This is a genomic window from Pseudomonas sp. Irchel 3H3, from assembly GCF_900187635.1.
In the GTDB taxonomy this organism is placed as follows: Bacteria; Pseudomonadota; Gammaproteobacteria; order Pseudomonadales; family Pseudomonadaceae; genus Aquipseudomonas.
The window spans coordinates 261,223-274,615 of the sequence record NZ_FYEC01000003.1; the positions used below are offsets into that span (position 1 = coordinate 261,223).

16 protein-coding genes are annotated in these 13,393 nt (G+C 60.2%); all 16 read right to left on the reverse strand.

Annotated features, from left to right (window positions below; all coding sequences use genetic code 11):
* Positions 1-12: 12 nt before the first annotated feature.
* Positions 13-1,164, reverse strand: a complete 1,152-nt coding sequence (gene bamB, locus CKW24_RS05825) for an outer membrane protein assembly factor BamB (protein WP_095166036.1) — start codon at positions 1,162-1,164, stop codon at positions 13-15.
* Positions 1,157-1,798, reverse strand: coding sequence for a tetratricopeptide repeat protein (locus tag CKW24_RS05830; RefSeq protein WP_095166039.1), 642 nt, complete (start codon positions 1,796-1,798; stop codon positions 1,157-1,159). Before CKW24_RS05830 ends, bamB begins: the two co-directional genes overlap by 8 nt.
* Before the next feature lie 40 nt (positions 1,799-1,838).
* Positions 1,839-3,128, reverse strand: coding sequence for a histidine--tRNA ligase (gene hisS, locus CKW24_RS05835; protein ID WP_095166040.1), 1,290 nt, complete (start codon positions 3,126-3,128; stop codon positions 1,839-1,841).
* Positions 3,129-3,150: 22 nt separating this feature from the next.
* Positions 3,151-4,260 (reverse strand): flavodoxin-dependent (E)-4-hydroxy-3-methylbut-2-enyl-diphosphate synthase, encoded by a 1,110-nt coding sequence (ispG, locus tag CKW24_RS05840; protein WP_095166042.1) that lies wholly within the window; start codon positions 4,258-4,260, stop codon positions 3,151-3,153.
* A gap of 3 nt (positions 4,261-4,263) precedes the next feature.
* Positions 4,264-5,262, reverse strand: a complete 999-nt coding sequence (locus CKW24_RS05845) for a RodZ family helix-turn-helix domain-containing protein (RefSeq protein ID WP_095166043.1) — start codon at positions 5,260-5,262, stop codon at positions 4,264-4,266.
* Complete coding sequence (gene pilW / locus CKW24_RS05850; protein WP_095166045.1) at positions 5,262-6,020, reverse strand: type IV pilus biogenesis/stability protein PilW; 759 nt, start codon at positions 6,018-6,020, stop codon at positions 5,262-5,264. The genes CKW24_RS05845 and pilW overlap by 1 nt, the downstream gene beginning before the upstream one ends.
* Before the next feature lie 12 nt (positions 6,021-6,032).
* Positions 6,033-7,181: a 23S rRNA (adenine(2503)-C(2))-methyltransferase RlmN gene (gene rlmN / locus CKW24_RS05855; RefSeq protein ID WP_095166047.1), complete on the reverse strand. Its 1,149-nt coding sequence runs from the start codon at positions 7,179-7,181 to the stop codon at positions 6,033-6,035.
* Positions 7,182-7,209: 28 nt separating this feature from the next.
* Complete coding sequence (gene ndk, locus CKW24_RS05860) at positions 7,210-7,635, reverse strand: nucleoside-diphosphate kinase (RefSeq protein WP_007916882.1); 426 nt, start codon at positions 7,633-7,635, stop codon at positions 7,210-7,212.
* An 88-nt stretch (positions 7,636-7,723) separates the two neighbouring features.
* Positions 7,724-7,924, reverse strand: a complete 201-nt coding sequence (gene iscX, locus CKW24_RS05865) for a Fe-S cluster assembly protein IscX (protein ID WP_008084655.1) — start codon at positions 7,922-7,924, stop codon at positions 7,724-7,726.
* Between the two features lie 14 nt (positions 7,925-7,938).
* Positions 7,939-8,280: an ISC system 2Fe-2S type ferredoxin gene (gene fdx, locus CKW24_RS05870; RefSeq protein WP_095166049.1), complete on the reverse strand. Its 342-nt coding sequence runs from the start codon at positions 8,278-8,280 to the stop codon at positions 7,939-7,941.
* A complete protein-coding gene (gene hscA, locus CKW24_RS05875; RefSeq protein ID WP_095166051.1) occupies positions 8,280-10,145 on the reverse strand; it encodes a Fe-S protein assembly chaperone HscA in 1,866 nt (621 codons plus the stop codon). The genes fdx and hscA overlap by 1 nt, the downstream gene beginning before the upstream one ends.
* A 51-nt stretch (positions 10,146-10,196) precedes the next feature.
* Positions 10,197-10,718 carry a co-chaperone HscB gene (gene hscB, locus CKW24_RS05880; protein WP_095166052.1) on the reverse strand — a complete coding sequence of 174 codons (522 nt, stop codon included), beginning with the start codon at positions 10,716-10,718 and terminating at the stop codon, positions 10,197-10,199.
* An 8-nt stretch (positions 10,719-10,726) separates the two neighbouring features.
* On the reverse strand, positions 10,727-11,050 hold the full coding sequence (iscA, locus tag CKW24_RS05885; RefSeq protein ID WP_003227904.1) for an iron-sulfur cluster assembly protein IscA: 324 nt from the start codon (positions 11,048-11,050) through the stop codon (positions 10,727-10,729).
* 34 nt (positions 11,051-11,084) lie between these two features.
* Positions 11,085-11,471 (reverse strand): Fe-S cluster assembly scaffold IscU, encoded by a 387-nt coding sequence (gene iscU / locus CKW24_RS05890; protein ID WP_003443374.1) that lies wholly within the window; start codon positions 11,469-11,471, stop codon positions 11,085-11,087.
* 89 nt (positions 11,472-11,560) lie between these two features.
* The gene (locus CKW24_RS05895; RefSeq protein WP_095166053.1) at positions 11,561-12,775 is read right to left on the reverse strand and encodes an IscS subfamily cysteine desulfurase; all 1,215 of its coding nucleotides are present in this window, start codon (positions 12,773-12,775) and stop codon (positions 11,561-11,563) included.
* A gap of 50 nt (positions 12,776-12,825) precedes the next feature.
* On the reverse strand, positions 12,826-13,317 hold the full coding sequence (iscR, locus tag CKW24_RS05900; RefSeq protein WP_095166055.1) for a Fe-S cluster assembly transcriptional regulator IscR: 492 nt from the start codon (positions 13,315-13,317) through the stop codon (positions 12,826-12,828).
* Positions 13,318-13,393: the final 76 nt, after the last annotated feature.

Below are 13,393 nucleotides of genomic sequence, written 5' to 3' on the forward strand. Positions count from 1 at the left end.
CCAGCATAGTTCTTACTTGATGGTCAGCGCTTCCAGTTTGCCGCTGTTGCCATACACATAAATCGTGTCACCCACCACCAGCGGACGGGCACGAAGGCCGTCGCTGTCGATGCGTTCACGGCCGACGAAACGGCCATCCACCTGACTCAACAGGTGCAGGTAACCTTCCAGGTCACCGACTGCAACGTAGCTGGAGAACACTTCCGGGGCCGACAGTTGACGACGGGCCAGCGAATCGTTGCTCCACAAGGCTGTGGTGGAACGTTCGTCGACGCCTTCAACGGTACCCGAAGACAGACTCACATAAACGTTGCCGAAACCTTGAGCGACACCGGCGTAGCTGGAAGCATCACGCTGCCACAATTGACGACCGCTCTCCAGGTCCAGTGCCGCAACGCGACCCTGGTAGCTGGCGACATACAGGGTACCGCCGGACAACAGCAGGCCACCGTCGATGTCGACTACACGATCCAACTCGGAACGGCCCTGCGGGATCGCTACACGCGTTTCCCACATCGGCACGCCGTTGTTGATGTTCAGCGCCACCACTTTACCGGTCGACAGACCGGCCAGCGCCAGGCGGTTGGTCACGATCGGCGCACTGGTGCCGCGCAGGGTCAAGACCGCCGGGGTGCTGTCGTACAACCAACGCTGGTTGCCAGTGGCGGCGTCCAGACCGATCAGCCGATCGTCCTGGGTTTGCACCACGACCACATCACCGTTGTTGGCAGGCGGGGCCAGCACTTCGCTGGTGACCCGGGCACGCCACTTCTCTTCACCGTTGATGGCATCCAGGGCAATGACTTCACCCTTGAGGGTACCGACCATGACCAGCCCGTAACCCACGCCGACGGCGCCGGAAACCGGCAGCTCGAGGTCTTTCTCCCACTTGACGTCACCGTTACCGCGATCCATCGCCATGACCGTGCCATTCACGTCACCGGCATAGATGGTGTCGCCGTCGATGGCCGGCACCAGCATGTTGTAGGTTTCGCCCTGACCGTCACCGATCGAACGACTCCACTGCTTTTGCAGGACCACTTCTTCCTTGAAGTCGACCAGTTCGGCCGGTGGCAGTTCTTTTTTGCTGTTGCTGCTGCAACCCGCGGCCAGGACGGCCAGAGCCAGCAATGCTGCATGTTTCCAACGAATCACGTCACGCATCCCCTTTGGCCAGGTCGTCCAGCTTGATTTGTAGGCCACCGACCGCTGCTTCATCCGACAGCGCCGCCTTGGCTTTCTGGTATGCCGCATGGGCTTCGTCGGTACGACCCAACTGGACCAGCAGGTCACCCTTGAGTTCCTCGCGAGTAGCCAGGAATGCCTTGTCCGCGTCGCCTTCGAGCAGCTTCAGGGCTTCGTCGGTCTTGTTCTGCGCCGCCAGCACCTGGGCCAGACGCTGACGCGCCACTTCGCCCAGGGTCGGGTTGACCGGTTTGTCAGCCACGGCCTTGAGTTCGTTGGCAGCGTCGTCGAGCTTGCCGCTGTCGACCGCGACCTTGGCCACGAACAGGCGACCGTACTGCGCGTAGGCAGTACCACCGAACTCGCTGTTGAGCTTGTTGGCGAGGTCCGCGACACGGGCCGCGTCAGGCTTGCCGTCCGGGGTCAGCGTGGTTTCCAGCAATTCCTGGTAGAGCATCGAGGCGCCTTGCGACTGGTTGCTCTGATACTTCTGGAACGCCTGCCAGCCGAACACGATGACCAGCGCCAACAGGCCGCCAGTGACCAGGGGTTTACCGTTGCGCGTCCACCAGTCCTTCAAATCCGCCAGCTGTTCATCTTCGGTACTCGACACCCCAATACTCCTTATTCGCTAAATCGGCTGTTTGACAGCTTCAACCCTGCACGACGCAGGTGGCCAGGTGAGCGGCGAGCGCGTCCCAGGCAATGCTTTGTTGTTCGCCCTGGCCACGCAGGGGTTTGAAACCTACCACTTGCTGGGCCATCTCGTCGTCACCAAGGATCAGTGCGTACAGCGCACCGCTCTTGTCGGCTTTCTTGAACTGGCTTTTGAAGCTGCCAGCGCCGGCGTTCACTTGCAGGCGCAGGTTGGGCAACTGGTCACGCACCCGCTCGCTCAGGGTCAGGGCGGCCAGTTCGGCAGCCTCGCCAAAGGCGCACAGGTAGACGTCGACCTGCCGGGAAATCTCTTGCGGGATCTGCTCCAGGGTTTCCAGCAGCAACACCAGGCGCTCGATGCCCATGGCGAAACCCACGCCGGTGGTTGGCTTGCCGCCCATCTGCTCGACCAGGCCATCGTACCGGCCGCCCGCGCACACGGTGCCCTGGGCGCCGAGCTTGTCGGTGACCCATTCGAATACGGTCTTGCTGTAGTAATCCAACCCGCGCACCAGCTTGGGGTTGATCACATAAGGAATGCCGGCGGCGTCCAGACGGGCCTTGAGGCCTTCGAAGTGCGCGCGCGACTCGTCATCCAGGTAGTCGGCCATCTTCGGTGCATCGACCAGTACCGCCTGGGTATCGGCGTTCTTGGTGTCGAGCACGCGCAGCGGGTTGGTCTTCAGCCGACGCTGGCTGTCTTCGTCCAGTTGGTCCAGGCGTGCCGAGAGGTACTCGACCAGCGCCTCGCGGTAACGCCCACGGGACTCGCTGGTGCCCAGGCTGTTGAGCTCGAGCTTGACCGCATCGCGGATCCCCAACTCGCCCCACAGGCGCCAGGTCAGCACGATCAGCTCGGCATCGATGTCCGGACCGTCGAGGTTGAACACTTCGACACCGATCTGGTGGAACTGGCGATAGCGGCCTTTCTGTGGACGCTCGTGGCGGAACATCGGGCCGATGTACCAGAGTTTCTGCACCTGGCCACCGCCGGTGATGCCGTGCTCCAGCACGGCCCGGACGCAGGCTGCGGTGCCCTCGGGACGCAGGGTCAGCGAATCGCCGTTGCGGTCCTCGAAGGTGTACATCTCTTTTTCGACGATATCGGTCACTTCACCGATGGAGCGCTTGAACAGCTCGGTGAACTCGACGATCGGCATGCGGATCTGCTTGTAACCGTAGTTATCCAGCAGACGCGAAACAGTGCCTTCGAAATGACGCCACAGCGGGGTCTGTTCGGGCAGGATGTCGTTCATGCCACGGATGGCTTGCAGAGACTTGCTCACAAAAATTCCTTAATTCGTTTGATCAGCCGCGAGCGATCAGCGCTGCGTCGGCTTCGACCTTTTCGGCCGCTTTCTGGCGGATCAGCCGTTCCAGCTCATCCACCAGATTGTCATTCGTCAGTTTCTGCGCCGGCTTGCCGTCGATGTAGATCAGGTTCGGCGTGCCGCCAGTAAGGCCGATATGGGCCTCCTTGGCTTCGCCAGGACCGTTGACCACACAGCCGATGACCGCGACATCCAGCGGCACCAGCAGATCTTCGAGGCGCCCTTCCAGCTCGTTCATGGTCTTGACCACATCGAAGTTCTGCCGCGAGCAGCTCGGGCAGGCGATGAAGTTGATGCCACGGGAACGCAGGTGCAGGGACTTGAGGATGTCGTAGCCGACTTTCACTTCCTCGACCGGATCAGCCGCCAGCGAGATGCGGATAGTATCGCCAATCCCTTCGGCGAGCAGCATACCGAGGCCCACCGCGGATTTCACTGTGCCTGAACGCAATCCACCGGCCTCGGTGATGCCCAGGTGCAACGGCTGGACGATTTCCTTGGCCAGCAGGCGGTAGGCTTCGACGGCCATGAACACGTCGGAGGCCTTCACGCTGACCTTGAAGTCCTGGAAATTCAGGCGTTCAAGGTGCTCGACGTGGCGCAAGGCCGACTCCACCAGCGCCGCCGGCGTTGGCTCGCCGTATTTCTTTTGCAGGTCTTTTTCCAGGGAACCGGCGTTGACCCCGATGCGGATCGGGATCCCACGGTCGCGGGCGGCATCGACCACCGCACGCACGCGATCTTCACGACCGATGTTGCCCGGGTTGATCCGCAGGCAATCGACACCCAGTTCAGCGACCCGCAAGGCGATCTTGTAGTCGAAGTGAATGTCGGCCACCAGCGGCACCTTCACCAACTGCTTGATCCGACCGAAGGCTTCCGCAGCGTCCATGTCCGGGACGGAAACCCGCACGATGTCGACGCCAGCGGCTTCCAGACGGTTGATCTGGGCCACGGTCGCGGCAACATCGTTGGTGTCGCTGTTGGTCATGCTCTGCACAGCGATAGGCGCATCACCGCCCACCGGTACCGAACCGACCCAGATCTTGCGGGATTCGCGACGTTTGATTGGAGATTCGCCGTGCATGACTTATTGACCCAACTTCAGGCGAGCAGTCTCGCCACTGGTGAACGGAGCTACATCGACTGCTTGCCCGTTGTAGCTGACTTGCGCGCCGCGGGCAAAGCCCAGGCGGACAGCAAAGGGTGGCTTGCCGCTGACATCGACGGTCTCGCCCTTGCGTTTCAGACCGCTGAACAGCACTTTGCCGTTGCCGTCGGAGACTTGCGTCCAGCAGTCGGACACGTACTGGATACGGACCTGGCCAGAGCCGGCCACCGGCGCGGTTGCCACCGGGGCAGGCGCAGCAGGCGCTACCGGCGCACTGACCACGGGTGCCGGGGCCACGGGAGCAACCGGGGCGACAGGTGCCGCCGGGGTGACTGGCGTCGCAACCACAGGCGCAGCAGGCGTCGCCGCCGGGACCTGGGTAGTTTGCGCGGCAGGGGCCTCGGAGGCACCTTCAGGCAAGGCCAGTGGAGTGGTGCTTTCGGTCTGGGCTTGGACGACGGCCTGGTCTTCCGGCTCGTCCAGCGGATGGATCTGGGTAGTGCCGTCGGCGCCTTCGACTTCGACGTGCTCGGGGTTCAGGCCGATCAGGTCCTTGGTGCGCAGCGAGGTTTGATCCTGCCACCAGACAAAACCGCCGCCCACGACCGCAATCAGCAACAGCAGGCTGACAATGCGCAGGATGGTATGGGAAATACGGCTGGGCTCCTCGATACGTCCCAGGCTATGGACGTTGCTGCCCTGGGCGTCGGTGCCGGTGTGCTGGTCGAATTGCTGAACCAGGACGGCCTGATCCATGCCGAGCAATTTGGCATAGGTACGGATATAGCCGCGGGCAAAGGTATGCCCTGGCAACTTGTCGAACGCGCCAGCTTCCAGGTTACCCAGGGAAATCACGGTGAGATTGAGCTTTACCGCTACTTCAGCCAACGACCAACCATTGCTTTCGCGGCCCTGACGCAAGGTCTCTCCGGGGTTTACGCGAGTCGCTGCTACAACTTCGGGATGCGCCGCTTTCATCATTGCTCCGACAGGTATTGCTGATATTCCGGCGTACCGGGATAGAGTCGTTTTAATTGCAGGCCCAGACTGGCAGCCTTGTCGCGATCTTCGAACACACTGGCCAGCCGAACGCCGAGCCATAGACTACGTGCATTTTGCTCGGCGAGCAGGCTAAAACGGTCGTAATAGTCACGCGAGGGCACATAATGCCTGTCTTCGAAGGACAACTCAGCCATTTCCAGCAAAGCCCGCGGTTGCTGGCGGTTCAGGCGCAGGGCTTTTTCCAGCTGTTGCCGGGCCAGATCACGCTGACCGAGCATCGCAGCCGTCATGCCGAGGTTCTCGAAGACCCGCGAACGTTCAGGATAAAGGCTATCGGCAGCGGCCTGTTGAAAGCGCTCGTAGGCTTCTTTGTAGCGTTTCTCTTCATAGAGAAAACTGCCGTAGTTATTGAGGATACGCGCATCGCCCGGGCGGGCCGCGAGGGCCTTGCGAAAGTGCTGCTCGGCCAGTTCCGGTTCCATTTCTGCCTGGAACACCAGGCCCAGGGCGGCGTTGGCATCGGCGTCACTGCTGTCGAGCTCGAGGGCTTTGCGCAGCGGGACTTTCGCCTGCTCGGTCATGCCCTGGCGCAGGTAGCCCATGCCCAGTTGCACATAGGCACCTCGCGCCTCGTCACGGCCCTTGCTGGTCTTCATTGGATCGAAATCACCCGATGAGACGCAGCCAGCCGAGAGGCTGGCCAACAGCAGGAGCAGCGCAACGCGCAGGGACATAGAGATCCTCTCTTAGGTACGATTCGCAGCGTCTTGCGCCAGATCGCTGTCGGCGTTCAATTCCCGCACAGCGATGTAACGTTCGCTACGGCGGGTGCGATCCAGCACCTGCCCGACCAATTGACCACAGGCGGCATCGATGTCTTCGCCGCGGGTGGTGCGCACCGTGACGTTGAAGCCAGCGTGGTGCAGTTGGTCCTGGAAACGCCGGATAGCGTTGTTGCTCGGCCGCTCGTAACCGGAGTGCGGGAACGGGTTGAATGGGATCAGGTTGATCTTGCACGGGATGTTCTTGAGCAACTCGATCATTTCCACCGCGTGCTCGACCTTGTCATTGATGTCTTTGAGCAAGGTGTACTCGATGGTCAGCACACGTTTTTCGCCCAGGGACGACATGTAGCGCTGGCACGACTCGAGGAGCATCTTAAGTGGATACTTCTTGTTGATCGGCACCAATTGGTTACGCAATGCGTCATTGGGTGCGTGCAGCGACAACGCCAGGGATACGTCGATGTGCTTGGACAGCTCGTCGATCATCGGCACCACACCGGAGGTCGACAGGGTCACGCGGCGCTTGGAAATGCCGTAGCCCAGGTCGTCCATCATCAGGTGCATGGCGGCGATGACGTTGTCGAAGTTCAGCAGCGGCTCACCCATGCCCATCATCACCACGTTGGTGATGGCACGGTCGGCGGTCGCCGGGATGCTGCCAAACGATTTATTGGCAATCCACACCTGGCCGATGACTTCGGCGGCGGTGAGGTTGCTATTGAAGCCTTGCTTGCCGGTGGAGCAGAAACTGCAATCCAGGGCACAGCCTGCCTGGGACGAAACGCACAAGGTGCCACGTTTGCCCTGGGGAATGTACACGGTCTCGACACAGCTGCCGGACGCCACGCGCACCACCCACTTACGGGTGCCATCGCTGGAAATGTCCTCGCTGACCACTTCGGGACCACGGACTTCAGCAATGACCTTGAGCTTGTCGCGCAGGGCCTTGCTGACGTTCGTCATGGCGTCGAAATCGTCGACGCCAAAGTGGTGAATCCATTTCATTACCTGACCGGCACGGAAACGCTTCTCCCCGATTGAGTCGAAGAATTTTTCCATTTCCAGCTGAGTCAGACCCAGCAGGTTAGTTTTAACAGTCGATGTAGTCATGGATTCACCTTCACTCTTAAGCCAATGCTTAGCGAGTGGTTACTTCAGTAGCTGCGAAGAAGTACGAGATTTCGCGAGCAGCAGCGGCTTCGGAGTCCGAACCGTGTACAGCGTTGGCGTCGATGGAGTCAGCGAAGTCAGCGCGGATGGTGCCGGCAGCAGCTTCTTTAGGGTTGGTAGCGCCCATCAGCTCACGGTTCAGAGCGATAGCGTTTTCACCTTCCAGAACCTGTACAACAACCGGGCCGGAGATCATGAAAGCAACCAGGTCGCCGAAGAAACCACGAGCGCTGTGCTCAGCGTAGAAGCCTTCGGCTTCAGCTTTGGACAGTTGCTTGAGTTTCGAAGCTACAACGCGCAGGCCAGCTTTTTCGAAACGAGTGGTGATCTCGCCGATAACGTTTTTTGCAACAGCGTCAGGCTTGATGATGGAGAAAGTACGTTGAACAGCCATGGTGTAACTCCAGAAACGGTAATTTGCGAAAAATTAAACCCGCGAATTATACGCGGGTTCTTGGGTATTGCCTAACCTGCGGGGACGATCAGTCCAATTCTTCAGCCCAGAGCGTCTGAACCGCTTCCAACACCTTCTCGCCAACACGACCAGAGGTATTGTCAAAATCCGGCAGCTCTTTGATCCATTGCTGCAGATCGACGAAATTGACAGAAAACGGGTCTACGCCCGGCTTGGCCTCGGCCAACTCTTCTGCAATGCGTTGAACATCATTCCAACCGTAGCTCATGACAGTCTTACCAGTCAGTGCGGCGCTTCAGCCGCATGGTTAAGCGAATATTTCGGGATTTCGACGGTGATGTCTTCTTCACCCACTATAGCCTGACAGGCCAGGCGGGACACAGGCTCCAGACCCCAGGCCCGATCAAGATAGTCCTCTTCCAGCTCGTCGGCCTCTTCCAGCGAGTCAAAACCCTCACGAATCAGGCAGTGACAAGTAGTGCAAGCACAGACGCCGCCGCAGGCGCTTTCCATCTCGATGTGGTGTTCGTGGGCCAGCTCGAGAATAGAGGTGCCGGGCTCAGCCTCGACAACCATGCCGTCCGGGCAGAACTTCTCGTGTGGCAGAAAAATGACCTGCGGCATCAGATATCCTCGATTTCATTCAGATTGCGCCCCGACAGAGCGGCTTTCACCGTCTGATCCATGCGACGGGCTGCAAAAGCATCGGTCACTTGCGACAGACGCTTGGTCTGCTGCTCGATGGCGTAACCATCAGTACCTTTCATCAGTTCAATCAGTTCCTGCACCTGCAGGTCGATAACCATGCGCTCTTCGGCGTCGAGCAAGCGCTCACCATCAGCCTCCAGGGCACCCTGCACCGCCTCGACCAGGCGCTGGGCATCAACTTGCTGCTCGCGCAGGACGCGGGCGACCTTGTCGTCATTGGCGTGTTGGAACGAATCCTTGAGCATGCGGGCAATTTCGCCGTCGGTCAGGCCGTAGGACGGCTTGACCTGGATGCTCGCCTCGACGCCCGAACCCAGCTCGCGCGCCGAAACGCTGAGCAGGCCGTCGGCGTCGACCTGGAAGGTCACACGAATCTTCGCTGCACCGGCAACCATGGCCGGAATCCCGCGCAATTCAAAACGCGCCAGGGAGCGGCAATCGCTGATCAGCTCACGCTCGCCCTGCAGCACGTGAATCATCATGGCCGACTGGCCGTCTTTGTAAGTGGTGAAGTCCTGGGCGCGCGCCACCGGGATCGTGGTGTTGCGTGGAATCACCTTCTCCATCAGGCCGCCCATGGTTTCCAGCCCCAGGGACAACGGAATCACGTCGAGCAGGAGCAGTTCGCCACCGTCACGCTTGTTGCCCGCCAGGGTATCGGCCTGGATCGCAGCACCAATGGCCACCACTTGATCCGGATCGATTTCCGTCAGCGGCTGGCGACCAAACGCTTCAGCGACAGCCTCACGCACCCGCGGCACACGGGTGGAACCACCGACCATGACCACTGCGTGCACGTCGTCCAGCTCGATGCCGGAGTCACGCACGGCACGACGGCAGGCCTTGAGGCTGCGCGCGACCATTGGCTCGATCAGCGCATCAAAGGCTTCACGGGTCAGCTCGGCTTTCCAGGCACCATGGACCACTTCGACCGACGAGGCATTGGTCAACGCTTCCTTGGCCGCGCAGGCGGTTTGCAACAGTTGACGCTGCGCGCCCGGATCGAGGTCGGCGGACAAGCCGGCGCTCTCGATGATCCAACCCGCAATCGCGTGGTCAAAATCGTCGCCACCCAGGGCGCTGTCGCCGCCGGTAGCCAGGACCTCAAACACACCGCCGGTCAGGCGCAGAATCGAAATATCGAAGGTGCCGCCGCCCAGGTCATAGATAGCGACCAGGCCTTCGGCGTGCTGGTCCAGCCCATAGGCGACCGCCGCAGCCGTTGGCTCATTGAGCAAGCGCAGCACGTTCAGGCCGGCCAGCTTGGCCGCATCCTTGGTGGCTTGACGCTGGGCATCGTCGAAGTAGGCCGGAACCGTGATCACGGCGCCCACCAGCTCACCACCCAACGCCGCTTCGGCGCGCTGACGCAGGACCTTGAGGATGTCGGCGGAGACTTCGACCGGGCTTTTCGGCCCTTGAACAGTGTCGATGAACGGCATGTGCGACTCGCCACCGACAAAGCGGTACGGCAGTTGCTCGCCCAGCTGCTTGACGTCGGACAGACCACGACCCATCAAGCGCTTGACCGACAACACCGTATTCAACGGGTCGGTAGCAGCAGCCAGCCTGGCGGACTCGCCCACTTCGACGCGATCTGCGTGATAGCGCACGGCAGACGGCAGGATGACCTGCCCGTCAGCGTCGGCCAGCGGCTCGGAAAGACCACTGCGCAACGCAGCGACCAGCGAATTGGTAGTGCCCAAGTCGATCCCCACAGCCAGACGACGCTGGTGCGGTTGAGGACTTTGGCCGGGTTCGGCGATCTGCAGTAGGGCCATCGTTATCAGGACTTATCTGTATATCAGGCGTGCGACCGAGGCGGCACTGGGTTAATCGTCGAGGCGCTCTTCTAACTGGCGCACTTCGTAGGTGAGCTTGTCGAGGAACTGCATGCGCCGCATCAGGCGTTCGGCCTGTTCGCGTTGCGCGGCATCGTTCCAGCAAGCTGCGAAGCTTTGGTTCAGTTCTTCCTGGGCGACCTTCAGGCGGCGCTTGAATACCGCAACCCCGGCCAGGTCGGCACTGTCTTGCAGGTCTTCGAGCTCTTCGCGCCATTGCATCTGCTGCAGAAGAAATTCCGGATCATGCACCGTGACCTCCAGCGGCAACTCACCACCACCCATGGCGAGCAGGTAACGCGCGCGCTTGGGGGGATTCTTGAGCGTCTGGTAGGCCTCGTTGAGGCTCGCGGATTGCTCTAGCGCCAGCCGTTGCTCACGCTCGGAAGCATCAGCAAAACGGTCCGGATGAACGCCGCGCGCCAACTCACGGTAGCGCGTAGCCAGCTGGTCGAGGTCCAGGTTGAAGCTCGGTTGCAGCTCAAATAAAGCGAAATGACAAGGAGTACCCACGACAAGCCTCAGATGTTGAAGCTTTCGCCGCAGCCACATTCACCGCGTACGTTGGGATTGTTGAACTTGAAACCTTCGTTCAACCCTTCCTTGACGAAATCGAGTTCGGTGCCGTCCAGGTAGGCCAGGCTTTTCGGGTCGATGATCACTTTCTCGCCGTGACTTTCGAACACCTGATCCTCTGCCACCACTTCGTCGACAAACTCCAGCACGTAGGCAAGGCCGGAACAGCCCGTGGTGCGAACACCCAGGCGAATCCCCTCACCTTTGCCGCGCCCGTCGAGGGAGCGTCGCACGTGTCGAGCAGCCGCTTCTGTCATGCTGATAGCCATCGTTGACTCCTTACTCGTCGCCAAAACCTGAAAGTCAGATCAAGCCTTTTTTCTGCTTGTAGTCGCGAACAGCAGCCTTGATGGCGTCTTCAGCGAGTACCGAGCAGTGGATTTTCACTGGCGGCAGGGCCAGTTCTTCAGCCAGCTGAGTGTTCTTGATGGTCTCGGCTTCATCCAGGGTCTTGCCCTTCATCCACTCGGTGGCCAGGGAGCTGGAAGCAATGGCGGAACCGCAGCCGTAGGTCTTGAACTTGGCGTCTTCGATGATGCCTTGCTCGTTGACCTTGATCTGCAGGCGCATCACGTCGCCGCACGCCGGAGCGCCGACCATGCCGGTGCCGACATCAGGATCTTCCGCGTCCATCTTGCCGACGTTGCGCGGGTTCTCGTAGTGGTCGATGACCTTTTCGCTGTAAGCCATGATTCTTAATCCTCACTCATCAGAGAGTCGCTCTTTGGGCCCTGCAAACCGAAATTTCAAGACAGGACCCGTGTGCGGCGACTTATATATCAGTGTGCCGCCCACTCGATCTTCGAAATGTCGACGCCGTCTTTGTACATGTCCCACAGCGGCGACAGAGCGCGCAGCTTGGTAACCGCCTCGCAGACTTTCTGCGCGGCGTAATCGATTTCTTCTTCGGTGGTGAAGCGGCCGAAGGTGAAGCGGATCGAGCTGTGTGCCAGTTCGTCGTTGCGGCCCAGGGCGCGCAGTACGTACGAAGGCTCAAGCGAAGCCGAGGTGCAGGCCGAACCGGAGGAAACCGCCAGGTCCTTGAGCGCCATGATCAGCGATTCGCCTTCAACGTAGTTGAAGCTCAGGTTCAGGTTGTGCGGAACGCGGGCGGTCAGGCTGCCGTTGACGTACAGCTCTTCCAGATGCTCGACCTGCTTGTAGAAGCGGTCGCTCAGGGCCTTGATGCGCACGTTCTCGGCAACCATGTCTTCCTTGGCTACGCGGAAGGCTTCGCCCATGCCGACGATCTGGTGAGTGGCCAGGGTGCCGGAGCGCATGCCACGCTCATGACCGCCACCGTGCATGGTCGCTTCGATGCGCACACGCGGCTTGCGGCTCACGTACAGTGCGCCGATGCCTTTAGGGCCGTAGGTCTTGTGGGCGGAGAACGACATCATGTCGACTTTCAGCTTCTGCAGGTCGATTTCGACCTTGCCAGTGGACTGTGCGGCGTCGACGTGGAACAGGATGCCCTTGGAACGGAGCAACTCACCGATGGCGGCGATGTCGTTGATGGTGCCGATCTCGTTGTTCACATGCATGACCGAAACCAGGATGGTGTCGTCACGCAGTGCAGCTTCGATCATTTCCGGAGTCACCAGGCCATCAGTGCGCGGCTCGAGGTAGGTCACTTCGAAACCTTCACGCTCCAGTTGGCGCATGGTGTCAAGGACAGCCTTGTGCTCAATCTTGGTGGTGATCAGGTGCTTGCCTTTGGTGGCATAGAAATGTGCCGCACCCTTGATTGCCAGGTTGTCGGACTCGGTGGCACCGGAGGTCCAGACGATTTCACGCGGGTCGGCGTTGACCAGGTCGGCGACCTGGCGACGAGCGTTCTCGACCGATTCTTCGGCTTTCCAGCCGAACACGTGGGAGCGGGACGCCGGGTTACCGAAGTTTCCGTCGACCAGCAGGCATTCACTCATCTTTTGCGCGACACGCGGATCAACCGGGGTGGTCGCAGAGTAATCAAGGTAAATCGGCAATTTCATGGACTATCTCCTAAATCAGGCTGGCTGGCGTGCCGCTAGCTCTTTGGCTGTCATTCGACGGCGGACGCTTCAATCTTGTCCAGGCGCGGCGACTTGCTGTTGCAACGACGCTGGTCCTGACGCTGGGCTACTTCTTGTACCTCACGGCGAGTGACAAGATCAGCCAAGCTGATACCGCTGAGAAATTCGTGGATTTGCAGGCTCAGATCACACCACAAGTGGTGGGTCAGACAGGTATCGCCGCCGTGGCAATCACCCAGACCCTGGCACTTGGTAGCGTCAACCGATTCATTTACCGCGTCGATCACCTGAGCAACCTGGATCCCCTGCATGTCACGCGACAGCTGGTAGCCGCCGCCAGGACCACGAACGCTGGAAACCAGGTTGCTGCGGCGCAACTTGGCGAAAAGCTGTTCGAGGTAGGACAGGGAAATGCCTTGGCGCTCGGAAATGTCAGCCAGGGACACAGGCCCATGCTGCGCGTGCAACGCCAGGTCAAGCATGGCGGTGACAGCGTATCGGCCTTTTGTAGTCAGTCGCATGGACAATTACCGCGGAGTTTCGGGATGGGAGGAGTATGCAATTCCCGAGTATTTAAGTCAACTATAAGACCTAGTA

What these genes read in the sequence shown, in the direction of transcription:
- hscA (WP_095166051.1), bottom strand. Translation starts at nt 10,145, where the DNA reads ATGGCCCTACTGCAGATCGCCGAACCCGGCCAAAGTCCTCAACCGCAC.
- iscX (WP_008084655.1), bottom strand. Translation starts at nt 7,924, where the DNA reads ATGAGCTACGGTTGGAATGATGTTCAACGCATTGCAGAAGAGTTGGCC.
- fdx (WP_095166049.1), bottom strand. Translation starts at nt 8,280, where the DNA reads ATGCCGCAGGTCATTTTTCTGCCACACGAGAAGTTCTGCCCGGACGGC.
- iscR (WP_095166055.1), bottom strand. Translation starts at nt 13,317, where the DNA reads ATGCGACTGACTACAAAAGGCCGATACGCTGTCACCGCCATGCTTGAC.
- iscA (WP_003227904.1), bottom strand. Translation starts at nt 11,050, where the DNA reads ATGGCTATCAGCATGACAGAAGCGGCTGCTCGACACGTGCGACGCTCC.
- CKW24_RS05895 (WP_095166053.1), bottom strand. Translation starts at nt 12,775, where the DNA reads ATGAAATTGCCGATTTACCTTGATTACTCTGCGACCACCCCGGTTGAT.
- CKW24_RS05845 (WP_095166043.1), bottom strand. Translation starts at nt 5,262, where the DNA reads ATGAAAGCGGCGCATCCCGAAGTTGTAGCAGCGACTCGCGTAAACCCC.
- pilW (WP_095166045.1), bottom strand. Translation starts at nt 6,020, where the DNA reads ATGTCCCTGCGCGTTGCGCTGCTCCTGCTGTTGGCCAGCCTCTCGGCT.
- ndk (WP_007916882.1), bottom strand. Translation starts at nt 7,635, where the DNA reads ATGGCTGTTCAACGTACTTTCTCCATCATCAAGCCTGACGCTGTTGCA.
- rlmN (WP_095166047.1), bottom strand. Translation starts at nt 7,181, where the DNA reads ATGACTACATCGACTGTTAAAACTAACCTGCTGGGTCTGACTCAGCTG.
- bamB (WP_095166036.1), bottom strand. Translation starts at nt 1,164, where the DNA reads ATGCGTGACGTGATTCGTTGGAAACATGCAGCATTGCTGGCTCTGGCC.
- ispG (WP_095166042.1), bottom strand. Translation starts at nt 4,260, where the DNA reads ATGCACGGCGAATCTCCAATCAAACGTCGCGAATCCCGCAAGATCTGG.
- iscU (WP_003443374.1), bottom strand. Translation starts at nt 11,471, where the DNA reads ATGGCTTACAGCGAAAAGGTCATCGACCACTACGAGAACCCGCGCAAC.